A 24,303-nucleotide genomic window follows, 5' to 3' on the forward strand; every position below is an offset into this window, starting at 1 on the left:
GCATTTGGCATGGCCGTAACGGAGGAAGGAAAGAGGATGGCTTTCGAGGCGATCCATTCGCTGGTCCGCACAACGGCCGAGCGGTCGCCGGGACGCCGTGCGGTGTCGTCCCCCGAACGCACCCTGACCTACGCGGCGCTGGAGAACGCGGCGAACCGGCTTGCCGGCCGGCTGAGCGCGGCGGGTGTCGGGCCCGGCCACCTCGTCCCGGTGCTCACCGCGAGCCGGGACGAGACGATCATCGCCATCCTGGCCGTCCTGAAGATCGGTGCCGTCTTCGTCCCCGTCGACCTGGCGGCGCCCCAGGCGCGCAACGGCGACATCCTCGCCGGCACCGCCGCCGGGCACGCGATCGTGCAGGGCGCGGCGGCCGAGGAGTTCTGCGGTACGCACCTGCCGGGCGCCCGCCTGCTGTACGCGGACGTGGGCGACCCGGATCAGGACACGCTCGACGCGGAGGCGGTCCGGCACATCCCGACGGCCGACGACCCGTGCTATGTCATGCACACCTCAGGCTCCACCGGCCGGCCGAAGGGCATCGTGGGCCGGCTCGGCGCCATCGACCACTACATCCGCTGGGAGACCGAGCTGCTCGGCGCGCAGGACGGCTGGCGGGTCAGCCACCTGGCCTCGCCTGCCTTCGACGCCATGCTGCGGGACCTGTTCGTCCCCCTCGCCAACGGCGGGACGGTGGTCATTCCGCCGCCGGACCTGCTCCTCGACCCGCCCGGCCTGCTCCGCTGGATCGATGCGGAGCGCATCCAGCTGGTGCACTGCGTCCCGTCGATCTTTCGCGGCCTTGCCTCGGTGGACGGGCTCGCGCTGCAGCACCTGAGCTGCATCGCGATGTCCGGCGAGCGGCTGTCCCCCGCCGACGCGGCCCGGTGGTTCGAGCGGTACGGCCAGCGGATCCGCCTGCTCAACCTGTACGGCCCGTCGGAGACGACGATGACGAAGACCTACCGCTTCGTCACCGCTGAGGACACGCAGGCCGCCTCGATCCCGATCGGCCGGCCCATGCCGGAGACGGAGGTGCTGCTTCTCGACGCGGCCGGGCGGCCCTGCCGGGAGGGGCGGATGGGCGAGATCTACTTGCGGACGCCGCACCGGTCGCTCGGCTACCGCGACCTACCCGAGGAGACGGCCGCCGCGTTCGTCACCAACCCGCTGACCGGGGACCCGGCGGACGTGGTCTACCGCACCGGCGACTTCGGCCGTCTGCTGGCGACCGGCGAGCTGGAGTACATCGGCCGCAAGGACCACCAGATCAAGGTCGGCGGCGTCCGGGTCGAGCTGGGCGAGGTGGAGAGCGTGCTGCGCACCCACCCGGCCGTACGGGACGCGGCGGTGGTGGTGCATGAGCAGCCGGATGGGGCGTCCTCGCTGTGCGCCTTCCTCGAGCTGGTCAGCCCGTCGGACAGCGATGAGATCCGCCGGCACGTCGCGCAGCGGCTGCTGCCCAGCGCCGTACCCGCCGTGCTGGTGCCGCTCGACCAGCTCCCGCGGACCATCAGCGGGAAGATCGACCGGCGCGCCCTGCCGGTTCCGGTGGTTCCGGCCGCCCAGGACGACCAGGAGGTCGTGCCGCCGCGCACGCCGACCGAGAAGGCCCTCGCCCGGCTGTGGGAGGAGCTGCTTCCGGTGGCGGAGGTGGGCGTCCGGCAGGACTTCTTCGACATGGGCGGGCACTCACTGCTGGTCATGACCATGCTCTCCCGGCTGCGCGCGGAGTTCGGCGTGGAGGTGCACCTCCAGGCGTTCCTCACCGCGCGCACCATCGAGGCGCTGGCCGGGCAGCTCGAGGAGGCCCTGGCGAGCGAGCCCGATCAGGCCGAGGACCTGCTCGACGCGCTGACCGACGTTGCGGGGGGTACGCGATGACGCAGGTGGAGCCGGCGACGCTGCAGCTGGGCCAGGCGCGCGTTCTCGAGCAGGAGGTCGAGACGGCGATCCTGGCGCACGAGAACGTCGCGGACTGCGCCGTCGTGTACCAGGGCTCCGCGCCGGCCGCCGCGGTGGCCCGGGCATGCGTGCGCTGCGGCATGGACGCCGCCTACCCCGGTGCGGACGTGGACGACGGCGGCACCTGTTACTTCTGCCGCCTCTACACCGGCAACGAAGCGGCGATCCACTCGTACTTCGGGGATGTCGACGGCTTCCTGCGGAAGGTGCGGGAGAAGACCGCGGGCGGCGCCCCGGAATACGATGTCCTGCTCCTGTTCAGCGGCGGCAAGGACAGCACGTACGTGCTGCACCGCCTGGTGGACCTGGGCTTGCGGGTGATGACGTTCACCTTCGACAACGGGTTCATCTCGCAGACCGCGCTACGCAATGTCGAGAACATCACCGCCAAGCTGGGCATCGAGCACGTCACCCTCGGCCGGGCGGACCAGAACCGGGTCTTCGTGGAGAGCCTGCGGCAGCACCAGAGCGTGTGCAACGGATGCTTTCGCTCGCTGCTGAGCCTGAGCACCGAACTGGCCGCGGCACGCGAGATCCCGGTCATCGTCACCGGCCTGTCCCGCGGCCAGATCATCGACGAGCGCCTGAGCTGGTTCTACCGGCGCGGCATCTTCGATCCGCGGGAGATCGAGGAGCAGCTGGCGGTCGGGCGCCGGGTCTACCACCAGATCGGTGAGCGGGTCGACCCGAACGCGGTCGAGGCGTCCGAGGTGGTCGACTTCTTCCGCTACAGCAACGTCACCAAGGGCGAGATCCTGCGCTACCTGGCTGAGGAGGCGACCGCCTGGACGCAGCCCACCGACACCGGCTTCTGCAGCTCCAACTGCCTGATAAACGACGTCGGTGTGTACGTCCACAGTGCCGAGCGCGGCTACCACAACTACGAGTCGCCCACCCGCTGGGAGGTGCGGCTCGGCCACCTGGAGCGGGCCGCCGCGGACGAGGAGCTCCGCACGCCCGTGGACATCCCGCGGGTCCGGCGCATGCTCACCACGATCGGCTATGCCGATCCGGCCGACCGACAGCGCCTCGGCCGCCGTCTGGTGGCCTACTACGTGGCGAGCGGGCCGGTCACCGCGGGTACGCTGCGGAGCTTTTCCGCGCGGACCCTGCCGGACTTCCTCGTTCCCGAGCAGTGGGTGGCGCTCGACCGCATCCCTCGCGACGGCGGCGTGCTGCAGCGGCAGGAACTGCCCTCCCCGGCCCCGGTCACCGTCGAGCCGAAATCCGCTCAAGCATCCGCCGAGTCGTTCCCGCTAACCCCCGCGCAGCAGCGGATCCTGGCGGAGAGCGGCACGCCCGGACGGGTCGCCCTGGTCGGGCTGCCGGACGACGCGGACCTCGCCAAGGTCCGCCGGGCGGTGCTGCGGCTCATGCTGCGCCACGACGCGCTCCGGCTGCGCTTCGTGCCGCCCGGCCCGGACGGCCCGGACGGCCCGGACGGCGGGTGGACGCAGGCCGACGGCGGCATCGGGCGCATCGCCGTGCCGCGGGTCGACCTCACCGGGCGCCCCGAGCCGCGCGCCGACCTGCTGCCGGCCTTGGCGGACCGGCTGCTCGCACAGCTGGACCCGGTGGCCGGCCCGGTGGTGCGCTGCGCGGTCGTCGACACCGACGACGCACGCCTGCTTCTGGTCGCCGCGCACGCCCTGGTCCTCGACGTCCGCTCGTTCCGGCTGCTGCTGACCGATCTAGCCGACGTGTGGGACTGGCTCGACGGCGCGGCTCCCGAGCCGCCGCCGGCCGGATCGTTCCTCGCCCAGCTCGACCGGGCAGCTCCGCCCACCGCCCAGCCCGCGGAGATCACCGCTGTGCTGGCCGTGATCGGCACTCCCCCGCTCACCGTGGACGTCGTCGACCACACGGCGGGGTCCAAGACCACGCTCGGCCCGATTCTCGCCGTCGGGCCCGTCGCCGGGCCGGACATCGCGCCCATCCGGCTGCATTACTTCGGGCCGTTCGGGGCGGAGGCCAGCCAGGCCGAGCCGTTCCAGCCCTCAGCCCTGCCGGGCCACGGCCTGACCGCGCTGCCGTCCGTGTATCCGCTGGAGCTCGGCGTGAACCTGATCGACGGACGACTCCGTCTGCACTGGACCGGCGGGCCGGCTGCCGGTGTCGATCCCGCCCGGATCGCGGCCCAGCTGGAGGGGCCGGCCGGCAAACTCTCGGCCGGCGATTCCCCGGCCTCATGACGATCCGGCGAAACCTCGGCGTCCTCGGCGGGATGGGTCCGGCCGCGACGGCCGAGTTCCTCCGCCTGCTGGCCGCCGAATCGCCGGCTACCAGCGATCAGGAGCACCCGCGCGTACTCCTGATCTCCGAGCCGGGCATCCCGGACCGCAGCGCCGCAGTGCTGGCCGGCCGGTTGGACCCGCTGATCCCGATCCGGGCGGCCCTGCTGGATCTCGTGCGCTGGGGGGCAGACCTGCTGGCCGTCCCCTGCAACACGGCGCACGCCTTCATCGACCGGATCGGCGACGAGCTGCCGCTGCCCCTGGTGCACATCGTCGACGCCACGCTGCGGGAGGCCGTCCGGCGGGCGCCCGGCGGCGGCTGGCTCGCGGCTACCACCGGCACCGTGGCGAGCGGTCTCTACCAGCACCGGGCCCGCCGGCTGGGCTACCCGCTGCACGTGCCCGGCGCCGCGGCTCAGGCTTCCATTCAGCAGACAAGCGTCCTGGTCAAGGCCGGACGGACGGCCGAAGCCGGGCAGGTGTTCGCGGCGGCGACCCGCGGGCTGTGGCGCCAGCACCGGGTTCCGGTGCTGGCCGCCTGTACCGAACTGCCCATCGCGTACGAAGCCGCCGGCCTGCCCGCCGACGCCATGGTGTCCAGCCTCCAGGCTCTCGCTCTGGCATGTCTCGACCGGCTACACGGCGAGTCGGACACGCCGACGCTCATCCGGCCGGGAGTGATGCCAGGGTGAACCAGTCCTTCTTCTCGGCGCCGTGCTCCAACTGCTGCGCCAGCTCCGCCTCGTGCCGCTCGTCGACCGCCACGGTCACGCCGAGGCGCTGCAGCAACCGCTGAAGCGACAGCACCAGCCACCCGCCGTCGGCGAAGGCACCGCCGAGGCGATCCCGATTGTCGAGCCAGATCAGCAGGCATGACACGGCGGCGTGGTGGGCACAGTGCTCACCCGCGGCCGTGATGGCGGCGACCGAGCTTGACTGCCAGGCCTCGGTGGCCACGATTCGGTGGTGCAGGGCGGCGCGCAGCTCGCTCAGCCGGGCGCACAGGTCCAGAATCTCGGCGCCGGCCGCGGGCGGACGCGGCCCCCGCAGCAACGCCTCGGCGCGGCGGACGGCGAGTGGCCAGGCCGCGGTGATCTCGTCCAGGCCGCCGTTGGCCAGGCGCAGCCGTCGCCCGTCGGGGTGCCACGCCGCGGTGTTGTCGCCCAGGTCGAACAGCTGCCGCAGCAGATCCTGCGCCGCGTCGTCCGGCTCGCCGGCGCCGGCCACCACGGCGGGCAACTGCTCGGCGATCCAGTGCAGGTTCACGTGGGTGGTGCCCTCGAACACGCTCGCGATCGCATGGTCGCGCTGCAGCTTCTGAAAGGCGCCGGAGGCGACGCCCTCGCGCAGGTAGCTGCGGGCGCCCATCACCACGCCGACGTTGTGCACCGTCTTTTCGGCCATGACCGGAACCAGGTACTTCGCGATCGCGGACCAGAGGCTCAGCCGCTCCGGCGCGAGCACCAGCGCCCGGGAGATCGGCAGCGTGGTGCACTCACCGATGAAGAGGTTGACGTGCTCCTGTACGAGCTGGTGCCGTATGATCGGAATGGCGAAGATCCGGTCGCCGTACAGGCGTCGGTCCATGGCGTAGCCCAGCCCCATGCGCAGCACCGCGTCCATCACGCCGAGCGACATCGCCGCGATGGCCGTCCGGGTGATCTGCAGGGTCTTGAGCACCTGGGTCACCCCGATGCCGGGCGGCCCGACCAACGCGTCGCCCGGCAGCACGGCGTCGTGGAACTCGACTCCGCTCAGGTCGTGCCCCTTGAGGCCGAGGGTGCGCACGAACGGCAGGTGGCGCACCGCGCCGTCGGACAGCTGCTGCTTGTCCACCAGGGCCAGCGAGAGGTCGTGCTCGCCGGTGCGGGCCAGCACGGTGACGAACCGGGCCCGGGTGGCGTTGCCCACCGGCCACTTCGCCGCGTTCAGGCGGAGGCCGCCGTTCTCGCGGACCAGGGTCCCCTCGGTGGACAGCAGGTCGCTGCCGTGGTCGGCCTCGGACACCCCGAAGCAGGCCAGCCCACCGGACAGCAGCTCGTCCGCGAGCTCCCGCTTCTGCCGCGCGCTGCCCCACAGCCACACCGGGTTCGCCGCCAGCAGGGTGGAGCCGTACATCACGGCGATCGTCGGGTTGCGCCGGGACAGGACCCGGCAGACGTGCAGCAGCTCGTCCAGGGTGCGCAGCCGGCCACCCTGCTCCACCGGCACGAGGAGTTCGTGGAACCCCCACTTCTCGATCGTCGAGCGGGCGTTCGGCGGCAGTTCCGAGGCCTCGTCACCGGCGACGATCTCGTCGTACGAGAACGGCGTCCCGCCCGCGTAGGGGTCGCCCAGGTAATCGTCGAAGGCACCCGCCAGCACCTGGGCGGGGGACAACAATCCAGTCATCTATTCACCCTCGCGATTCGCCGGCAGGGCCTCGAGGTATTCGACGAGCTTGTTGACCGTGGGATAGCCCCATGTCGCCTGCATGTAATCGATTTCTACGCCGAGTTTGGTCTCCAGGTCGGCCAGCAGACTGACGGCGTAGACGGAGTTCATGCCATAGTGTGTCAGCTCGGTGTCCGGGTCGATGGTGTCCGCCGGCTGGTCCAGATAGAACGCGATCCGCTCCCGCAACCAGGACTGGAGCTCACTCGTGTTCCTGATATCAAGGCTCTTTTCCATCGCTATTCCTCCGGACGCGGCACTGGGTATCGCGGGCGAGACTGTCAGGACAGTAACAGCAGGCCATAAAAGGCACCTTAATCGGCGCTTAAGAGCGACCGGGACCGGCGGCAAACTCGGGCCCGGCAGGCCGCGAGTTCCTCTTATCGTATTCCCCGGCGGCAGCATTCCTCTCGAAGGGGCGATCATGCGGTTCGGTCTGTTCTACGAGCTTCAGCTCCCTCGGCCGTGGCGGCCTGACTCAGAGCTGCGCATCGTGCACGACACGCTGACGCAGATCGAGCTGGCCGACCGGCTCGGCTTCGACTACGCGTGGGCCGTGGAGCATCACTTCCTCGAGGAGTACAGCCACTGCTCGGCGCCCGAGGTGCTGCTCGGCGCCGCGAGCCAGCGCACCGAGCGGATCCGGCTCGGCCACGGCATCATGGTGCTCCCGCCGGGGATCAACGCACCGGCCCGGGTGGCCGAGCGGATCGGCATGCTCGACCTGCTGTGCAACGGCCGGGCCGAGTTCGGCACCGGCGAGTCCAGCACCGAGGTCGAGCTGGGCGCGTTCGGCATTGAGATGTCGGCCAAGCGAGCGCAATGGCGGGAGTCGATCGACGCGGTCACCCGCATGTTCGTCGAGGAGCCGTTTGCCGGCTACGACGGCACGTACGTGCAGATGCCGCCGCGCAACATCGTGCCGAAGCCGCTGCAGAAGCCGCATCCGCCGATGTGGACCGCGTGCAGCAAGCGGGAGAGCCTCACGCACGCCGCCCGGCACGGCCTCGGCGCCCTCACCTTCTCCTTCGTCGCACCAGACGAGGCCGAGAAGTGGATCGGCGACTACTACGCAACCATCGAGTCGGAAGAATGCGTGCCGGCCGGCTACTCGGTCAACCCCCAGGTCGCCATGACGCTCTACCTGATGTGCCACGAGGACGAGGCCACCGCGCGCGAGCGCGGGCTGGCCGACCACCGGTTCTTCGCCCGGTCGCTCGCCTACTACTGGGGTCTGGGCTCGCACGTGCCCGGGAAGGGCGACCTCGCTCGCGACCTCGGGCTCGACACGCCGCGGGACCAGGTCGACAAGGAGTTTCCCGCGGTGCTCGAGGGCGCGTACAGCGGCATCGGCACCCCGGAGCAGATCCGCAGGACGCTCCGCGAATACGAGGCGGCCGGCGTGGACCAGATCCTGCTGATCGCCCAGTCCGGCCGGATCAAACACGAGCACATCTGCTCCTCGATGGAGCTGTTCGCCCGCGAGGTGATGCCGGAGTTCGCCGAGCGGCACGAAAGCGCGGAGTTGGCCAAGGCCAAGCGGCTGGCCCCGGCGATCGAGGCCGCACTGGCCCGCCGCACCGCCGCCCGCGAGGTGGACCCGGAATACCGGGTGCCCCGTACCGCCATGCCGACCGCGCTGCCGCGTTCTGCGGTGCAGAAGGGCTGAGATACGCATGCAGTCACGGCTCCCGCTCTCGGCCGCGCAGTCCGGCGTGTGGACGGCGCAGTACCTGAACCCGGACGACCGCTCCTACACCGCCGGCCAGTACGTGGAGATCACCGGCCCGCTCGATCGGTCCGCCATGCACCGGGCCGTGCGCCGGGTGATGGAGGAGTCCGAGGCGATCCGGCTGCAGGTGTCCGTCGACGATGACGGCTTCCACCAGGTGGTCGCGCCGGCCCAGGACATGGACTTCCCGCACGTCGACCTGACCGGTACAGCTGAGCCCCGGCAGGCCGCGGTGGATTGGATGGCCGCCGACATCGACCGCCCGGCCGATCTCACCGGGCGGAACCTGTTCGCAACCGCCCTGCTCGCCCTCGGCGACGAGCACTGGATCTGGTACATGCGCGGGCACCACGTCGTCATCGACGGGTACGGCGCCGGCCTGCTCGCCCGCCGGGTCGCCGAGCTCTACACCGCCGACGTCACCGGGGCCCGCTGCCCCGAGGCATCCTGGGCCACGGTCGAAGAGCTCCTGGAGGAGGAGGCCGGCTACCGCGGCTCGACGGACTTCGAGCGTGACCGGACCTTCTGGAACGACCACCTCGCCGACCGGCCCGAGGTCGCCGGTTTCGCGGACACCGTGTCGCTGCCCGGCAACGGCCAGCTGCGCCTGACCCGTACGATCCCGCCGTCGGCCCTGGACTCGCTGACCGCCGCCGCGGGCTTGTCCAGCCAGGGCTGGCCGGGTGCGTTCTTCGCCGGGGTCGCCGCCTACCTGCACCGCACCACGGGCGCGCGCGACATCGTCTTGGGAATGACGGTGACCGCGCGGCGCACTCCCGCCGCCCTCCGGACGCCGTGCATGATGTCGAACGTCCTGCCGCTGCGGCTCACCGTCGAACCGGGCGCGACCGTCGTGGACCTGATCCGGGCCGTCGGCCTGCAGACTCAGCGGCTGGTCCGGCATCAGCGGTACAACCAGGAGTTCCTCCGGCGCGACCTGGGTTATCTCGACTCCGGGCGCCGCCTGTACGGGCCTGAGGTCAACGTCCTGCCGATCGACCAGCGGTTCGACTTCGCCGGGACGCCGGCAACGCTGCGCTACGTGTCGTACGGCCCGGTCGAGGACATCGCCTTCACCGCGCACCCGGGAGCCGGCCTCGACCTGGTGCTCGACCTCGCGGCCACGGCGCGCAGCTACACCGCGGACGACCTCGACCTGCACGCCGATCGCGTGCTGGCTTTCCTGGAACGGCTGGCCGCCGACCCGCACCGCCCGATCGCCGACACCGAGGTCCTGCTGCCCGCGGAGAGCAAGCGGGTGCTGGTCGACTGGAACGCCACCGACGAGGGCGAGTCCTTCGAGAACGTCGTCCGGCGCATCCGGAAGGTCGCCGCGGAGTCACCCCGGGCCGTCGCGGCAGTGGACGACCGGACCAGCCTGGACTACGCCGCGCTGGTCGGCTGGGGCAGCGCGATCTCCGGCAAGCTGCGGCAGGCGGGCGCCGGCCCGGAGGTGCTGGTCGGCGTGCTGACCGGCCGGGGAGTGCAGGTCGTCGCGTCTATGCTGGGCATCTGGGGCGCGGGCGCGGCGTACGTCCCGCTGGATGTGGATGCCGCACTGACCCGAAACGCCTCGCTCGTCCACGACAACGGGATTGGTCTTCTGCTCGTGGAGCCTGAGCACGCCGGGCTGGCGGAGGCGATCGCCGCCGCTGCGGACCGGCCGATCGAGATCGTGGTCCTCGACGAGGACCGCGACGCCCCGAACAACCTCGGTCCGCTGGCCGGGGACGAGGACTATCTCGCCTACGTCTACTTCACCTCCGGCTCCACCGGCCGACCGAAGGGCGCGATGGTCTCCCAGCACGGGATGATCAATCACCTAGTGGCGAAGGCCCGCGACCTCGGCATGACCGCCGCCGATTCGGTGGCGCACAACGCGCCGCTCACCTTCGACGTCTCGGTGTGGCAGATGGTCGCGCCGCTGCTGGTCGGCGGCCACACCCGGATCGTCGGCAACGAGATGGCCGCCGACCCACTCGCGCTGTTCCAGCTGATCGCCGCCGAGAAGGTCACCATCCTCGAGGTGGTGCCGTCCTTCATGCGCGCGACGCTCGCCGCGTGGAGCGGCGGCGGGCCGGCCACCGCCGCGCCAGACCTGCCGGCCTTCCGCTGGTACATCGTGAACGGCGAAGTCCTGCCGCCGGAGATGTGCGTGCGCTGGTTCGCCCTCCACCCGAATGCCAACATCATCAACGCGTACGGCGCCACCGAGTGCTCCGACGACGTCTCGCACGCCGTGCTCACCAAGGATTCCCCGTACGACGTGGCCCGGGTGCCGGTCGGCCGCCCGCTGCGCAACACCCGCCTGTACGTGCTGGACGACAACTTGCAGCCGGTGCCGCTCGGTATGCCGGGCGAGCTCTACATCGGCGGCATCGGGGTGGGCCGCGGCTACCTGGCCGATCCGATGCGGACCTGCACGAAGTTCCTCCCCGACCCGTTCGCCGGCGACACCGGCGCCCGGATGTACCGGTCCGGCGACCGGGTGCGCTACTTCCCCGACGGGCAGCTCGACTTCCTCGGCCGCCGCGACTTCCAGCTGAAGATCCGCGGACAACGGATCGAGCCCGGCGAGGTGGACGCGGTCCTGCGCGGCGCGCCGGGCGTGACCGACGCCGTGGTCGTCGCGGTGGACGGCCCGGCCGGGCAGAAGGTCCTGATCGGCTACGTCGTCGGCGGCTCCGATCTGCAGGCCCTGCGCGCATACGCCGCCGACCAGCTGCCCGACTACGCCGTACCGACCGTGCTCGTCCCGCTGGACGCCCTGCCGCTGAACCAGAACGGCAAGGTGGACCGCAAGGCGCTGCCGCCGGTGGACCTGGCGTCCGGGTCCGGTGGCCGTGCGCCGGCCACGCCCCAGGAGAACGACCTGTGCCGGATCTTCGGCGACGTCCTGGGCATCGCCCGGATCGGCGCCGACGACGACTTCTTCGTGCTCGGCGGCGACAGCATCCTGGCCATCCAGGTGGCCGCGCGGGCCCGCAACTCGGGCATGCTGCTGACCCCCAGGGACGTGTTCCGGCATCGAACGCCTGCCCTGCTGGCCGGCGCGGCGTCGACCGCGACGCCTGAGGACGCGGGCGGAGCCGCGCCGGACGACGGCACCGGCCGGATCCCGGCCACGCCGGTCATGCACTGGCTGCGCGAGATCGGCGGCGACGTCCAGGGCTTCCACCAGAGCTTGGTGGCGAAGGTACCGCCGCTCGGCGAGGAGCAGCTCGTCGCCGCGGTCCAGGCGGTCCTCGACGGGCACGACGCGCTGCGGGCGCGCCTGGTCAGCAGCGGCGACGGCACGGTGTGGGGCCTGTCCGTCCCGTCGGCCGGAACGGTTGACGCCCGCAACTGCGTACGGCGGGTGACCGGTGGAGATCTGAGCAGCGAGTTCGTTCAAGCCCGCGATCGGCTGGATCCCGCGGCGGGGCGGATGCTGGAGGTGGTCTGGTTCGCCGACGCGGGGCAGTTGCTGCTGGTCGCCCACCACTTGGCGGTGGACGCCGTGTCATGGCACATTCTGCTAGCCGACCTGGCGGCCGCCGGGCAGGCCACCGTGGACCGGCCCGTGACGTCCGTCAAGCGCTGGGCCGAGCAGCTGGTGCTGGCGGCCCAGGACCCCGCGCTGGCGGACACCCTGGAGGTCTGGACCGGCATGCTGGTGCCGGACGCGCCCACGCTGGCCAGCCGCCCCCTCGATGCGGAACGGGACCGGGCCGGCAAGGTGGGGTCGCTGGTGCGCACCCTTGGCGTCGATGAGACCGAGGCGCTCCTCGACCGGGCCGCCCAGGCGTTCGGCGCTGACGCGCAGGATGTGCTCGTCACCGGCCTGGCGATGGCGCTCGCCGAGATCACCGGCAGCCGCACGGGCGTACCGATCGATCTCGAGGGCCACGGCCGCGAGGACGTCGTGCCCGGCCTGGACCTGATCCGCACCGTCGGGTGGTTCACCAGCATCTATCCGGTGCGCTTCGACCTGGCCGGCGACCTCCCTCCTGGCGTCCGCGCGGTCGAGTCAGTCAAGCGGGTGAAGGAGCAACTGCGCGCGCTGCCCCTCCGGGGCGTCGGGTACGGGCTGCTGCGCTACCTCAACCCTGTGACCCGCCCGGTGCTGGCCGCGTTGCCGGCCCCCGAGGTCCGGTTCAACTACCTCGGCCGGTTCCGGATGGCCAGGGGCGGCGACGATTACTGGCTGACCGACGAGGGCTCCTTCGCGCTGACCGATCAGCCGCCGCAGATGCCGCTGACCCACGCCCTGGACGTCGTGGCGATCGTCCAGATGGAACCGGGCGGTCCCCGCCTGTCCCTCCGGATGACCTGGCCGGAAGAGGTCCTCGACGAGGGAAAGGCCGGCGAGATCGCAGACCGCTGGCTCGCCATCCTTCACGAACTGGGTGACTATGTCACCCGGACCGGAGCCAACGGACTCACCCCTTCGGACGTGGCGCTGGTCGAACTGGAACAATGGGAGATTGAGGAGTTCGAGGCGCAATTCGGATAGGAGAACGATGCACGATTTGATGACCGTGCCGGTGGTGGCCTCCTCCTCCCGCACCGAGCGAGCGCTGACCCTGGGCACCGCCATCGCCATCGCCGTGGTCCTCGTGCCGGAGAGCCCCGCCCTCACCCTGGCTGGCGGCATCGCCCTGCTGCTCATCACGCTGGTCGCGGCCCTGCGGCCGTCGCCCGCCGTGCTCCGCATGGTGATCTGCTGCGACCTGGTCGCATTCCTGTTCTCCCTGTACGTGTTCGCGGGCTTCCCGCCGGCGCTGGTCACGACGCTGTTCGTGGTCGCGCCGGCGGTGGCGGGCTGGGTGCTGCACCGGCGCGGCCTGCTGCGTCCGATTGCGCCGTGGCTGAGGTGGGGTCCGCTGACGCCCGGCGGGATCGCGCTCTTCATCGCCGTCGTCGTCACCAGCGTCCTCGGGCTGTTCCTCTGGACCCTCATCGACGACCCCAAGCTCTCGGAGTTCCTGGGCCAGTTGCAGCACGCCTCCCCGTGGCAGGCGTTCGCCGCGATCCTGGGATTCGCCCTCGTCAATTCCGCCTGGGAGGAGCTGCTGTTCCGTGGCGTTCTGCAGACCGAACTCATCAACACCTGGGGAATCCACCTGGCACTGGTGATCGAGTCGGTGGCGTTCGGCATCTCGCACGCCAACGGCATCCCTTCCGGGCCGCTCGGCATCGTGATGGCCGGGGTGTGGGGCTACCTGCTCAGCGTGATCCGGCTGCGGACCGGCGGCATCGGCTATCCGTTCGCCGCCCACGTGGTCGCCAACACCACGATCGGCCTCCTGATCTATCTACAGGTCTAAGGCAGCCGCTGCGCGGTTAACGATCTTTGGTGTTGGAGTTCTACAGCCGGCAGCAGCGGCCCATCCGCCACCCTTCTGCTCGCTGCCTGCGAAGTTACCTGATCCCATGATCGACGGCGGCGAGCCTGTCCGACCATCGAACGACCCGGTCGTTCGCTGGCGAAGGCCAGGGCCCGGACCGATGTGGACATCTCAGGGCCCCAGCCCTGGCTGATTAGACTGCTCGATTGTGCGCTCGGCTGAGGTCCTCGAACAGCTCGACGCCGCTGCCGAGGCGTTGTTGTTTCCGGACCTCGGCCATGCTACTACTACGCCGTCGATGCTCGGCTCCATGGGTACCGGGACGTTGGGCAGTGGCCCCTCATCGTCGAGACGGTCGGCTACTCGCCACGGGCCGGCAACCTCATCGACGTGCTCCACGTATTCGGCGACTGCCTGACCAGCGGCGAACCTGGCTATGGAAACGGTGACTTTCACGAACGAGTGGACAACTGGGACCAATCGGTCAACGCCGGCGCCGCTCGGATCCGCTGGCGCGCGGGCCTTCATCTGCTCGGCCCAGTCGCCGGGAACCTCGGCCAACGAATCAGCCCGCCAAGGTTCCACGCCTCCCGCAGGGCAGTCCGGCCGCCTCCTCTCAAGATCCCTGTCGTTCGTCTTTCCGCAAGTGGTGCTATACGGTCAGCACGTGAGAATCGAGCGTCATTGGTGGAACGGGGACCGGAGCCTGCGAGGGCGCCGCGACGTCTACATCCGCACCGACGGCCAGCGATGGGAAGTGGAGGCGCAAACCGGCGGCATCGCGGGCCGGTCGAAGCTACACCCCTGTCCGAGTCGGGCGTCGGCAAAGATCCTCGCCGACGCGTGGCTGGGTGGCCGCCCGGAGTGGCGGGAAATGGTGCCCGACAGCGGACGTCAGGAGCAGTCCCGGCAAACCTCCCGGCCGTCGGACTGCGCGGCGAGCTGACTGCGATGGTGCACCAGGAAACAGCGCACGCATCGAAACTCGTCCGGCTGCATCGGCACGACAGCCACGGTCAGTTCCTCGCCGGACAGGTCCGCGCCGGGCAACTCGAAGTTCTCGGCAGCCTCGGCCTCGTCGAGGTCGACTCTCGCTGACTGCGACGCCGCGCCGCGCGCCTTGAGCTCCTCCAAGCTGTCGTCTTCAACCTCAACAACGGGCCGGCGCGGTGCGTCGTAATCAATGGGCTTGCTCATGGTGATGGCCTCTCCCGCTTGATATGGGTGTCACGACGGTAGACCGCGGGGGCATGTCGTGGTGCTCAAGAGAGCGGTGGAAGGGTAACGCTCACCCTTGGACGCGAGGGGCACCGTCGGCGGTGGCCGCCACCCAGACGGGGAATACTAAGAACTCCCACTCCCCCGGCCATGGCCGGTCCGAAGGGGTCACCGGACGGCGGGCGCCTGCCTCAGGTGATAGCGAGCAAAACAGCTTGCCCGCTCACCGCCGCCGAGTGATAGAACTGGCATAGTTCGGCGAAGTGCGACATAAGGTAGTCGAAATCGTCGGTGCCATTGGTCCAAAGGTCCGGATAGATTTCGGCGGCTGTCATGGCACCCGGATCGAAGCGGGCGCGCAATGTCTCCACCTCCAGCCCGTTGAGCGCCGTGGCGATGGCGCGGACGGAGTCCGGATCGAGCAGTCGGGGCGGGCCGTAGCCACCATCCGGACCGATCTCGACGCCCCCCAGGATCGCCGCCCCAGCACTCTCCCCGATCTGCCACGCCGTGCCAGTGAGCAAGTAGTGGATGCCGTGCCACGACTTGTCCAGATCCAGCTCCGGCTCGGGCATCTCGGCCTCGTCGTCGTCGAGATCGCCGTAGAGCAGCATGTCGACCACCGACGGGTCGGCGAGCACTGCCGCCAACTCCCCCGCCGACAACCGGCGCCCGATCAACTCCATGCCCACGAAGCGGCCCCTTCTAGTCGTTGGCTTGCTGTCACCATTGCTGTCGACAGCCAGCTACGGTTCGGTCGCCGGCCCTCGGGCTAAGAGTGCAGCCCAGCGGTCATGGTCCCGCTCGCCGGCCTCATCTCGTCCCGCTGGACTGTCGTGCAGACCGTGCTGGTCTTGCGGTCGGTTGCAGAATATCCGTCATGGATGATGTTCCGCCGGCTCGGCCAGGGACGCGCCACGGGCAGCGCCCGACAATCGAAACGGTGGCCCGGCACGCCGGAGTATCTCGGCAAACCGTCTCCAACGCTCTGAACACTCCTGAGCGGTTGGCGCCGGCGACGCTGCAGAGAGTGCTGGACGCCGTGGCGGAGCTGCACTATCGGCCGAACTCGTCTGCGCGGGCGATGCGCCGTGGCGCCGCCCGGTGTGTGGCAATGCGGATCACGTCGGTGCCGAACGGATTCAACGGACCGATTTTCGACCGGTTCGTCAAGGAACTTTGCGGCGAGACGACGCATCGAGACCACGACGTCCGGCTGGTCACCGCGTCGTGGGGAAACGTCGAGGTGCGGGCGTACGAGGATCTTTACTACGGCGGGAGTATCGACGGCGTCGTGTTGACAGAACTTCACCTCGACGATCCCCGGCCAGCCCTGCTGCAGGCGATAGGGGTCCCCTTCGTCGCGTTCGGCCGGCCGTGGGGCGGCAGCCAGGCCTATCCATGGGTCGACGTCGACGGCGCGGAAGGCACAGAGAAGGCAGTCGACCACTGCGTCCAACGCGGCTACCGCAGAATCGCATACCTCGGCTGGGAGCACGGCTCAAGCGTCAGCGACGACCGGATGGCCGGTTGGCGTCGGGCACTGACTCGGCACGGGCTGCCGGCGGATACGGCCGCGCTTGGCCCCTCGGACGCGGTGGAAATCGGGCGGAGACTCGCCGAACAGGTGCTGGATGATCCGGCCGGGGTACGACGTAGCCCGGACCTGGTCCCGGCATTATCAAACGGCAGGCCAGGGAAATCATGACTCCCGGAGCCCGGACCGGCCGCCCGGCTCACAACGGGCACGGCGGGGGACAATCCGCACCATGGCCGACCTAGACGGGCTGGCCAACACCGAGTACCTAGTGCTCAGCCCACTGGAAGGAGACACGCCACGACCGCTCTGGGAGATCGCGGAAGCCTTCATCGACTGCGTGGTGGGCGAGCTACCGACGACAGAGCAGGTGGCTGCCCTCCTTGGGCCGGCGCTGGCCTCCTTAACGGCGTACGGCCTAATAGGGGTTCGTCGCTTCGATGCTTGGCCAGCCTCTTGGGAGCAAGGGGCTGACGTAGTCGACCTCGGCAGCGATAGCCGATGCGTCGACATCTGGTCACGGACCCGGACTCGTGATGTGTTGGTCGCTCACATCACCCAAGTCGGGGCCGAATGGCTTTGACCTACCACCGCCTGGCACATTTTGGCCCGGGATCGGTGTCCGGCCAGACTCGGTCCAGGTGCCCACCGAGACGCTCCCACATTGCGGCTGCAGACCGGTGTCATTGGTGTAGCTCTCTCATGGCCTGCGGTCTCGCCGGGCACCGCGCAGGAGTGGCTGGAAAGGGGCTTGTTCTGCTCGAAGTAGCGGTGCCCTCCTTGTGACAAACTCCGTCGAGTTCAGCCAAGGGAGGCGCCGATGAGCGTGATCATCGGGATGGACCGCACAGCCAGCACCCGGCCGCGTTCGTCGACGACCTCGATGGTGGCCGAACGCTTTGATCCGGATACCTGCGACCGGCCGTGAGCATGTCGGCGTAGCCGGCCTTGTCGGTGCCGCACCTGCCCGTAGATGTGCTTGCCGATGCCGTTGCAGCCCTCCACCGCCCAGACCCGCGCCCACCGCCTGGTCCACGACGGTGAGACGGTGCTCGACGTGCCCGCGAAACCGTCGGCGGTGCCGACGCCGGTAGCCTGACCGCCGTGGTACGCACCATTTACCGTCCCGGGCGACGCCGTTGGGCCCTTGTGCCAGCCGGGGTCGTACTGATCGCGTTGCTGTCGAGCTGCGGCGGTGGCGCTGCGCAACGTGGGGTCGACAACTCCGCGTCGTTTTCGCCGCCCCCGCCGCCACCGGTCTTCTACGTGGACCCGGACAGCGAGGCCGCTCAGGAGGTCGACCGATGGGAGCGTGCCGGCCGGGTCGCCGACGCGGAGACGCTGCGCCGGATCAGCACCCGCCCGAGCGCGAAGTGGCTGGTCGGCGGCGATGCCCCGGTTCGCGAGGAGGTTGACGACTACCTGACCCAGGCGACGATCGCGGGCCAGACACCGGTCCTGGTCATTCATAACGTGCCGGACCGGGACTGTGACCGGCTGGGCTCCGGGGGAGCCGCGACCGGCCAGGAGTACCAGCGCTGGATCCGTGAGCTGGCCGGCGGGATCGAGGGCAGGCCGGTCATCGTGGTCCTCGAACCCGGCGCGGTCCCGGACGCCGTGGATCGGTGCGTCCGCAACCTCAAGGAACGGCTCCTGCTACTGCGCGACGCGGTCGCCGTGCTCAAGAGCACCGGCGCGGCCCGGGTTTACCTGGACGCCGGGCACCCCGAGTGGATCAGCGACACTGCGTCGCTGGCCACGGCACTGGGCCAGGCCGGCGTCAGGGACGCCGACGGGTTCGCGCTCAACGTCGCCAATTTCCTCCGTACGCGGGACAACGTTCGGTACGGCCACCGGTTGTCCGACGCCCTTGGTGGCGATGTCCGGTTCGTGATCGACACGAGTCGCAACGGCAACGGCCCGGCCGCTGGCGCCACCGTGGACGGCGCACCGAGCTGGTGCAACCCGCCGGGCCGGGCGCTCGGCGAGAAACCCACCGATGCCCCCGGCCTCGACCGGGTCGACGCGCTGCTCTGGATCAAGTACCCGGGTGAGTCCGACGGAGCCTGCCGCCCCGGCGAACCCGAGCGCGGGGTCTGGTGGCCCGAGTATGCCCTCGCGCTCGCCCGCGGCGCGGCCGGCTGACCCCGGACGCGCCGCAACATCACATCAACCCAGGCCAGAACGGAACCCAGGTCGAGACAGACCACCAGTTAGCCTCGGCCGGGTGCTGGCGGCGCGAGCCCGGTCCGGCGCAGCTTCTGCCAGCCCAGCCGGCCGCCGGTCAACGCGGTGACCACCGACTGGAGCAGCACCAGGTACATCAGTTGCCGGTAGGCGAACTGCTGCAACGGAAGCGCCCAGAGCACTCCAAGCTTCTCCCGGTCCAGCCGGAACGCCGTGATCGCGGTGACGAACTGCAGGCCAAGCATCGCCAGCCAGGCCAGTACGGTCTCCGTCCGGTCGAGGAAGAGCAGGCCGTACACGGCGAGCAGGTCGATCACCGGCGCGCCGAGCGGCAGCAGCACACCGTACAGCGCCAGGAAGGCCAGGCAGCGGCGGCTGAACCGGCCGGAGGCGCCCCGGTCGAAGACCGAAGCCGCGTGTTTCCACATCGCCTGGATGGTGCCGTAGCTCCAGCGGTACCGCTGCTTCCACAGTTGTCCGAGGGTGGTCGGCGCCTCGGTCCACGCGCGGGCCGTCTCCTCGTACACCACGTGCCAGCCGGCCCGGCCCAACGCCATGGTGATGTCGGTGTCCTCCGCCAGCGTCTCGTCGGTCATCCCGCCTACCTCGTTGAGCGCCTGCCGGCGGAACGCCCCGATCGCGCCTGGGACGGTGGGCATGCACCGCAGGGTCTCGTACAGGCGGCGATCCAGGTTGAATCCGATGACGTACTCGATGTGCTGCCACTTGGCGATCAGGCTGCCACGGTTGCCCACCTTGACGTTGCCGGCCACGGCACCCACGCGAGGATCAGCGAACGGCTGGACCAGTCGCCGGACCGCGTCGCGCTCGAAGATGGTGTCCCCGTCCACCATGACGATCAGGTTGAACCGCGCCAACGCGACGCCGGTGTTCAATGCGCTCGGCTTGCCCCCGTTCGGCTTGCGCACCACTCGTACGTTCGGCAGCCGGAGGGCCTCGGCGATGTCGGCCGTACCGTCGGTGGACCCGTCGTCGACGACGACGACCTCGATCCCGCCGGGGTGGTCACCGCCCGCCAGGGACCGCACCGCCGCGGCGATGCCCTCCTTCTCGTTGTACGCCGGGACGACCACGGAGACCGGTTCGGTCACCGGGGGACCCCACGAAAAGTCGTGACGCCGTCGCCGGCGTGCGTGCCGCAGAGCGAGCAGGAACAGCAGGACGGTACGCCCGAGCGTGAGCACCCCGACGATCACGAAGAGCACACCGAAGACGCTGAACGTGGCATCGGCACCGCGCACCGCCAGCGCCAGCACGTCACCGCGCCACCGCTCGCCGAGCCTGACCGGGGTGTGCCCCGCCACCGCAACACCTGCCCCGGCCAACGCGAGGTTCAGCCCCTCGGTCACCGTGGTGAAGCGGTAACCGCGCGCCTTCATCAGCGGGATGTACCGGTCAAGGGCGGTGACCGTTCCCGACCGGTCACCACCGGCGTCGTGCCACAGCGAGATAGCTCCCGCGTATCCCGACGGCGTGGCGTTGGCGATCATCGTCTCGATGCCGGGCTTCGCCCAGTCCAGGCTGTCGACGTCGTTGACCACCGTGAGGTAGCCCAGCTCACCGGCCTGCCGCAGCAGCGGCCAGTCCCCGTCCGTATAGGCGTCCGCGCGCGAGGAGTATGGGAAGCGCAGAAGGGAAGTCCGGACTCCGGTGGCGCTGGCGATCGCCATCTGGGTCTGCTCGTACTCCAACTGCCGTCGCCAGGCGGGGAGGTCGGCAAGGTTGGCGTGGGTGAACGTGTGCACGCCGAGTTCGTGTCCGGCCGCCACCATCTCTCGGGCCAGCTCAGGATGCCGGACAACCTGCGTGCCCAGGACGAAGAAGGTTGCCTTCACCTGGTGCCGCGCCAGCACCCGGAGCACCTCCGGCGTCCAGCGTGGATCCGGTCCGTCGTCGAAGGTCAGCGCCAGGGTACGGGGCGGCAGGCGGTGCGACTGGGTACGCCCGTCGGCGCCGACGTTGAGGATGGGGCCGCCGTCGCGTACCTCGGTGGGCACGTTGTCCTGGCCTCTGGGGGTGGCCTTGTGATCGGGCACGAAGGCGGCGTTGGCGTACGCCTCGACGAAGAGCAACCCGCCGAGCAGCACGAACACCATCGCGAGCACCGTCCAACTGGGGCGCGGCACAATACGCCGGTACGTCCGGCGCGCGTGACGCTGGGCCTTCAGCCCCACGCCACTGCGGTCACTCACCGGCAGGCCCCTGCCCGGTCGGGCCCGGCGATGTAGGCCCCGGCTTGGGCTTCGGCGACGTCGGGACGGAGGGCCGGGGCGCACTCGGCCTGGCCGACGCGGAGCTACGGGATGCTGCGCCAGAGCCGGCGGCTGGCGTGCCGGTACGCAGCGAGGTGGGCCGGGCCGAAGGCCTGGCGGAGGCACCAGCGGTCGGCGACTGATCGGGCGAGAGGGCGGGGGGCGGCTGCCAGGACGGGCTCGCAGTGGGTTCGACAAACGGTAAGACGGTCTCGGGACGCGCCGGACCGCCGGCGAAGCTCACCCCCACCACCAGCGTGTAGCCGACACCGAGCACGCCGAAGCCGTACGCGAGGCGGCGCAGCCACCGCCGCCGCCGACCGCTCGGATCGACAAAGACCGGGGGTGGCTCTGGTACGGCGGGAATGATGGCGGTTTGATCCACGCGCGGGATCTTAGTCGCGGAAACGATTCGCCTTCGTCGCCCCCGTTCCGTCCGCCTACAACCCTTTAAGACTCCGTTTCAATTGAATTCAGCGTGTTCGTGGATTGTCGCGCGACGGTCGGTGGATCGATGGGCGGTGTCACGCCGGCCGGTCCTTTCCTCGGTGCCGATGGCGCGTTGTCCAGCTTGGGGCGACGCCCACCATGAGGAACTCCTGATGGTTCGTCCGATGACCCCGATGCCGTGGCAGCCCCAGATCTCGCTCGTGGGCTGGGGCCAGGGCGCCCACAACGCCGGAGCCAAGCCCCAGCGCCCCATCCCCGGATGCGGCCCACCCTTGCCTTCTCGCGGCTCGGTCAGCGGGCCGCTGGGCAGTGCGCGGCGAGCAGCTCTGCCAAGTGCGCCGCAGCACACGTTCGGTTCTGGGCTAGTGCGCTGTCTTGTTCGCCGGGTACCACGTGTCGCCGGCAGGCACGCCGGCAAGGTTCCAGCTTCAGGACACGGTGGGCGTGATGCGCAGGTAGGTGCCCGAACCGACCAGGCCGACCCGCTCGAAAGGCTGCTCGGCGTGGCCGTACACGCGGATGCCCCGGGCGACGAATGGTTCGAGCGACACCAGGTCGTCGACCACCAATGCCACCTTGTGGTTTCTCGAGGCGATGTTGCGAAACTTCCGGGTGCCGCGCACGGTGGCGCCACCGCCGACCCACAGGAAGGTCCCGTCGAACTCGACGGCCACCGGCACGACGTCGGGCTGACCGCCCGCGCCGAGCGTCGCGAGCCCGAGCGGCTGCGACCGCGGGTACGCGATCTCGTCACTTGAAAGCGACGTCCTGCGGTGCGAGGCGGGCGAGGTTGCGCTTGACCTGCACGGCCCCCGCCCCTTCCCCGGTCTAACCAGCGGTGCCGTAACGGCAAGGCGACCCGCAACGCCTCCTTTTGTGGAGAGAACGGGCTTAAGCACCTTCCCTGACGGGTGTGGCGGCAAACCGAGGGTGCCGCCCGGCCCGGTCGTATAGGCGCAGAGGGAGTACACGCATGGTCGAGACCAAACCGTCAATCCAAGCTCCGCAGCCCCGGCCAGCCCGCCACTCCGCTGCCACCGCCTCGTCGGAACCCACAGTTGTGGCGCCTGCAGAGGTGGAAACGCCTGTCCAGGTGGCACAACCGGATCCCGAGGAAACGCTAAGCGCAAGCTGTCGGCACTGCCGGCGACCCCTGTTCAAGGACTGGCTTTGGGGGTGGATGCACGAGGGCCGCCGATACCTGTGCCAGGATCCGGCCACGGGCGAGTTGCTGTGCCAGCCCGCTACACCCGCCTAACGCCTCTGCGCACGTCGTCTGGACGGGCTCAAAGGTCGCCTGTTCGCGTGATGGCCGGGTGGACTTTTGGCCGATGGTGAGTAAGGTCAGCTTGCTGTCCGTATCTGTGCTTTCCGAGGAGGCCAGCGACCGTGGCCGAGAGATCGACCGCTTATTCCGGCGATCGGGCTGCGCGACATCACGGCGACGCGGCGAATGGCTTGGACAGCTGGGTCTCTCGGCAGTCCCGACTGGCAGCAGACGATTCCGACTCGTCCTACGAGTGGCCGGGGGACACCGCGTCGCAGTGGCGTGAGGACCTGTCGGAGCCGTACCAGCCCGAGAACGTCCACCAGGAGCGCGAAGGGCGGCACGCAAGGCATCGACACCGGCAGTACGAGCAGTACGACGGGGCGTACCGCCAGCACGGGCACGCGTATCGACCGTCCGACCCGCTGGACTACCCCGAACCCGAGTACGACGAGCCCGACCGGGCCTATCTGTACCACGAGCACGACCAGGCCTATCGGGAGGAACGCCGGGACCACGATCCGTACCGACCGATCGGTGCCAGTTCGGTCCACGAGGGCGCGTACGGCGCGCCGCAGGAAAGGTACGCCCCACCGGAGGCGGGCTACACCGACGAGGGGTATTACCCGCAGGATGTTTCCGCCGGCCGCAACGAGTACCGCCACGACGAGTCGGGCCCGCAGGACCCCGAGGCGGAGGAGGGCGGGCGGCATCGAGGGAAGCACAGCCACGGGCGTGCCCGCCCGCGACCGGCCAGCCGACGGCGCCGCTGGCTGATTCCGGTCGGAGGGCTCGCGTTAGGAACGCTGCTCTGCGCCTTGGCGTTCATGTGGGGTTCGGGCCACCCACCGGAAGGCGGGCTGCCGGTTTCGGCGACCACCGCACCGCCGGACCCGTCCGAGGAGCCGATCGCCTTCCCGGAGGTGCCGTCCACGTCGCCCAATTCAGCGGCACCACGCAGTTCCTCCGGCACGCCCAGCGCCACACCGTCGCTGATTCCTTCCCTCACACCCAGCGCCACACCGCGTGTCACGTCTTCCGCCACGCCCAGCGCCACACCGTCCGTCGCGCCTACGCAAACGCAGAGCTCGAGCCCGGTCCTGCTCGGCCCATCGAGCAGCCGCGGTGTGACGAACATGGCCCAGCGATACTGCGATCGGTACACCGGAGGCTCAGCGGAGGCCCGCAACGACGGCCGCTGGCAATGTACGAGGCTTCTCTCCGCGTCCATCGTCGACATGGACGTCGCCTGCCGCGACACGTACGATTCGGGCGCCTACGCACGGACATCGAATCCGGGTGACCCGTACGCCTGGCGGTGCTACCGATGATCACCCGACCGGCAGCACCGCCGTTCAATCCCCGGTACAACGGAGTGAGCGCATCCCGCGCAGGCAGCCCAACAGCGCACCCACGCGGCCCGACTGGACCTGGCGCAGATCGACCAACCCACCTACCGGCCACCGAACACCACGGTGAACGCGACACTGAACCTGACCGCCACCCGCCTCATCCTGCCGGTCCGGCAGCGCGCCGACCACCATCCATTGACCGGCTCCGGCAGCAACGCGACCGCCCTGGAACCGGCAGGTCGGGGGTGGGGTAACCGGCGGTGACTTCTCCGGGTACCCCACTGCCGTTCGCACACGGCGCGGGCGTCTCCTGGGCGATTCGATTCTG

General features: G+C 70.0%; 17 protein-coding genes and 1 pseudogene. 12 read left to right on the forward strand and 6 right to left on the reverse strand.

The window, feature by feature from the left end; all coding sequences use genetic code 11:
• Positions 1-36: 36 nt before the first annotated feature.
• The 3 genes from ACFYML_RS03300 to ACFYML_RS03310 are packed head-to-tail and all read left to right on the forward strand — an operon-like array spanning position 37 to position 4,888.
• The gene (locus tag ACFYML_RS03300) at positions 37-1,881 is read left to right on the forward strand and encodes an amino acid adenylation domain-containing protein (RefSeq protein ID WP_387419041.1); all 1,845 of its coding nucleotides are present in this window, start codon (positions 37-39) and stop codon (positions 1,879-1,881) included.
• Positions 1,878-4,154, forward strand: a complete 2,277-nt coding sequence (locus ACFYML_RS03305) for a 7-cyano-7-deazaguanine synthase (RefSeq protein ID WP_387419042.1) — start codon at positions 1,878-1,880, stop codon at positions 4,152-4,154. The genes ACFYML_RS03300 and ACFYML_RS03305 overlap by 4 nt, the downstream gene beginning before the upstream one ends.
• Positions 4,151-4,888 (forward strand): aspartate/glutamate racemase family protein, encoded by a 738-nt coding sequence (locus ACFYML_RS03310; RefSeq protein WP_387281456.1) that lies wholly within the window; start codon positions 4,151-4,153, stop codon positions 4,886-4,888. Before ACFYML_RS03305 ends, ACFYML_RS03310 begins: the two co-directional genes overlap by 4 nt.
• On the opposite strand, the gene ACFYML_RS03315 is transcribed toward ACFYML_RS03310, so the two are convergent.
• Both ACFYML_RS03315 and ACFYML_RS03320 read right to left on the reverse strand, forming a co-directional pair.
• Positions 4,860-6,587 carry an acyl-CoA dehydrogenase family protein gene (locus ACFYML_RS03315; protein ID WP_387419044.1) on the reverse strand — a complete coding sequence of 576 codons (1,728 nt, stop codon included), beginning with the start codon at positions 6,585-6,587 and terminating at the stop codon, positions 4,860-4,862. The genes ACFYML_RS03310 and ACFYML_RS03315 overlap by 29 nt on opposite strands.
• A complete protein-coding gene (locus tag ACFYML_RS03320) occupies positions 6,588-6,866 on the reverse strand; it encodes an acyl carrier protein (protein ID WP_387419045.1) in 279 nt (92 codons plus the stop codon). It lies immediately after the preceding gene.
• A gap of 187 nt (positions 6,867-7,053) precedes the next feature.
• Between ACFYML_RS03320 and ACFYML_RS03325 the strand changes: the two genes are divergently transcribed.
• The 4 genes and pseudogenes from ACFYML_RS03325 to ACFYML_RS03340 all read left to right on the forward strand — a co-directional run.
• Positions 7,054-8,298: an LLM class flavin-dependent oxidoreductase gene (locus tag ACFYML_RS03325; RefSeq protein WP_387419046.1), complete on the forward strand. Its 1,245-nt coding sequence runs from the start codon at positions 7,054-7,056 to the stop codon at positions 8,296-8,298.
• A gap of 7 nt (positions 8,299-8,305) precedes the next feature.
• Positions 8,306-12,856 (forward strand): amino acid adenylation domain-containing protein, encoded by a 4,551-nt coding sequence (locus tag ACFYML_RS03330; RefSeq protein ID WP_387419047.1) that lies wholly within the window; start codon positions 8,306-8,308, stop codon positions 12,854-12,856.
• 7 nt (positions 12,857-12,863) lie between these two features.
• The gene (locus ACFYML_RS03335; RefSeq protein ID WP_387419048.1) at positions 12,864-13,670 is read left to right on the forward strand and encodes a CPBP family intramembrane glutamic endopeptidase; all 807 of its coding nucleotides are present in this window, start codon (positions 12,864-12,866) and stop codon (positions 13,668-13,670) included.
• 363 nt (positions 13,671-14,033) lie between these two features.
• Positions 14,034-14,114, forward strand: a pseudogene (locus ACFYML_RS03340) (hypothetical protein); the annotation flags it as partial.
• 471 nt (positions 14,115-14,585) lie between these two features.
• Here ACFYML_RS03340 and ACFYML_RS03345 read toward each other — a convergent pair.
• Together ACFYML_RS03345 and ACFYML_RS03350 are read right to left on the reverse strand one after the other, a co-directional pair.
• Complete coding sequence (locus tag ACFYML_RS03345) at positions 14,586-14,888, reverse strand: DUF4193 domain-containing protein (RefSeq protein WP_387419049.1); 303 nt, start codon at positions 14,886-14,888, stop codon at positions 14,586-14,588.
• A gap of 212 nt (positions 14,889-15,100) precedes the next feature.
• Complete coding sequence (locus ACFYML_RS03350; protein WP_387419399.1) at positions 15,101-15,595, reverse strand: YfbM family protein; 495 nt, start codon at positions 15,593-15,595, stop codon at positions 15,101-15,103.
• 194 nt (positions 15,596-15,789) lie between these two features.
• Here ACFYML_RS03350 and ACFYML_RS03355 point away from each other — a divergent pair, with 194 nt between their 5' ends.
• The 3 genes from ACFYML_RS03355 to ACFYML_RS03365 all read left to right on the forward strand — a co-directional run bounded on the left by ACFYML_RS03355 (position 15,790) and on the right by ACFYML_RS03365 (position 18,591).
• Entirely contained in the window at positions 15,790-16,617 is an 828-nt protein-coding gene (locus ACFYML_RS03355) for a LacI family DNA-binding transcriptional regulator (RefSeq protein ID WP_387419050.1), read from the forward strand.
• Positions 16,618-16,678: 61 nt separating this feature from the next.
• Entirely contained in the window at positions 16,679-17,029 is a 351-nt protein-coding gene (locus ACFYML_RS03360) for a hypothetical protein (protein WP_387419051.1), read from the forward strand.
• A 521-nt stretch (positions 17,030-17,550) separates the two neighbouring features.
• Positions 17,551-18,591 carry a glycoside hydrolase family 6 protein gene (locus ACFYML_RS03365; RefSeq protein WP_387419052.1) on the forward strand — a complete coding sequence of 347 codons (1,041 nt, stop codon included), beginning with the start codon at positions 17,551-17,553 and terminating at the stop codon, positions 18,589-18,591.
• 68 nt (positions 18,592-18,659) lie between these two features.
• On the opposite strand, the gene ACFYML_RS03370 is transcribed toward ACFYML_RS03365, so the two are convergent.
• On the reverse strand, positions 18,660-20,750 hold the full coding sequence (locus ACFYML_RS03370; protein WP_387419400.1) for a bifunctional polysaccharide deacetylase/glycosyltransferase family 2 protein: 2,091 nt from the start codon (positions 20,748-20,750) through the stop codon (positions 18,660-18,662).
• A 1,034-nt stretch (positions 20,751-21,784) separates the two neighbouring features.
• A complete protein-coding gene (locus ACFYML_RS03375) occupies positions 21,785-22,456 on the reverse strand; it encodes a PPOX class F420-dependent oxidoreductase (RefSeq protein ID WP_387419053.1) in 672 nt (223 codons plus the stop codon).
• A gap of 289 nt (positions 22,457-22,745) precedes the next feature.
• Here ACFYML_RS03375 and ACFYML_RS03380 point away from each other — a divergent pair, with 289 nt between their 5' ends.
• Positions 22,746-23,954, forward strand: coding sequence for a hypothetical protein (locus ACFYML_RS03380; RefSeq protein WP_387419054.1), 1,209 nt, complete (start codon positions 22,746-22,748; stop codon positions 23,952-23,954).
• Positions 23,955-24,098: 144 nt separating this feature from the next.
• Positions 24,099-24,239, forward strand: coding sequence for a hypothetical protein (locus tag ACFYML_RS03385; RefSeq protein WP_387419055.1), 141 nt, complete (start codon positions 24,099-24,101; stop codon positions 24,237-24,239).
• The last annotated feature ends 64 nt before the right edge of the window (positions 24,240-24,303 follow it).

Source organism: Micromonospora sp. NPDC007230, from assembly GCF_042869115.1.
GTDB lineage: Bacteria > Actinomycetota > Actinomycetes > Mycobacteriales > Micromonosporaceae > Micromonospora.

Bases quoted from the DNA above. Each gene is read 5' to 3' on its own strand.
- ACFYML_RS03305 (WP_387419042.1), top strand. From the start codon at position 1,878: ATGACGCAGGTGGAGCCGGCGACGCTGCAGCTGGGCCAGGCGCGCGTT.
- ACFYML_RS03315 (WP_387419044.1), bottom strand. From the start codon at position 6,587: ATGACTGGATTGTTGTCCCCCGCCCAGGTGCTGGCGGGTGCCTTCGAC.
- ACFYML_RS03310 (WP_387281456.1), top strand. From the start codon at position 4,151: ATGACGATCCGGCGAAACCTCGGCGTCCTCGGCGGGATGGGTCCGGCC.
- ACFYML_RS03350 (WP_387419399.1), bottom strand. From the start codon at position 15,595: ATGGAGTTGATCGGGCGCCGGTTGTCGGCGGGGGAGTTGGCGGCAGTG.
- ACFYML_RS03320 (WP_387419045.1), bottom strand. From the start codon at position 6,866: ATGGAAAAGAGCCTTGATATCAGGAACACGAGTGAGCTCCAGTCCTGG.
- ACFYML_RS03300 (WP_387419041.1), top strand. From the start codon at position 37: ATGGCTTTCGAGGCGATCCATTCGCTGGTCCGCACAACGGCCGAGCGG.
- ACFYML_RS03335 (WP_387419048.1), top strand. From the start codon at position 12,864: ATGCACGATTTGATGACCGTGCCGGTGGTGGCCTCCTCCTCCCGCACC.
- ACFYML_RS03355 (WP_387419050.1), top strand. From the start codon at position 15,790: ATGGATGATGTTCCGCCGGCTCGGCCAGGGACGCGCCACGGGCAGCGC.
- ACFYML_RS03330 (WP_387419047.1), top strand. From the start codon at position 8,306: ATGCAGTCACGGCTCCCGCTCTCGGCCGCGCAGTCCGGCGTGTGGACG.
- ACFYML_RS03325 (WP_387419046.1), top strand. From the start codon at position 7,054: ATGCGGTTCGGTCTGTTCTACGAGCTTCAGCTCCCTCGGCCGTGGCGG.
- ACFYML_RS03360 (WP_387419051.1), top strand. From the start codon at position 16,679: ATGGCCGACCTAGACGGGCTGGCCAACACCGAGTACCTAGTGCTCAGC.
- ACFYML_RS03370 (WP_387419400.1), bottom strand. From the start codon at position 20,750: ATGGTGTTCGTGCTGCTCGGCGGGTTGCTCTTCGTCGAGGCGTACGCC.
- ACFYML_RS03345 (WP_387419049.1), bottom strand. From the start codon at position 14,888: ATGAGCAAGCCCATTGATTACGACGCACCGCGCCGGCCCGTTGTTGAG.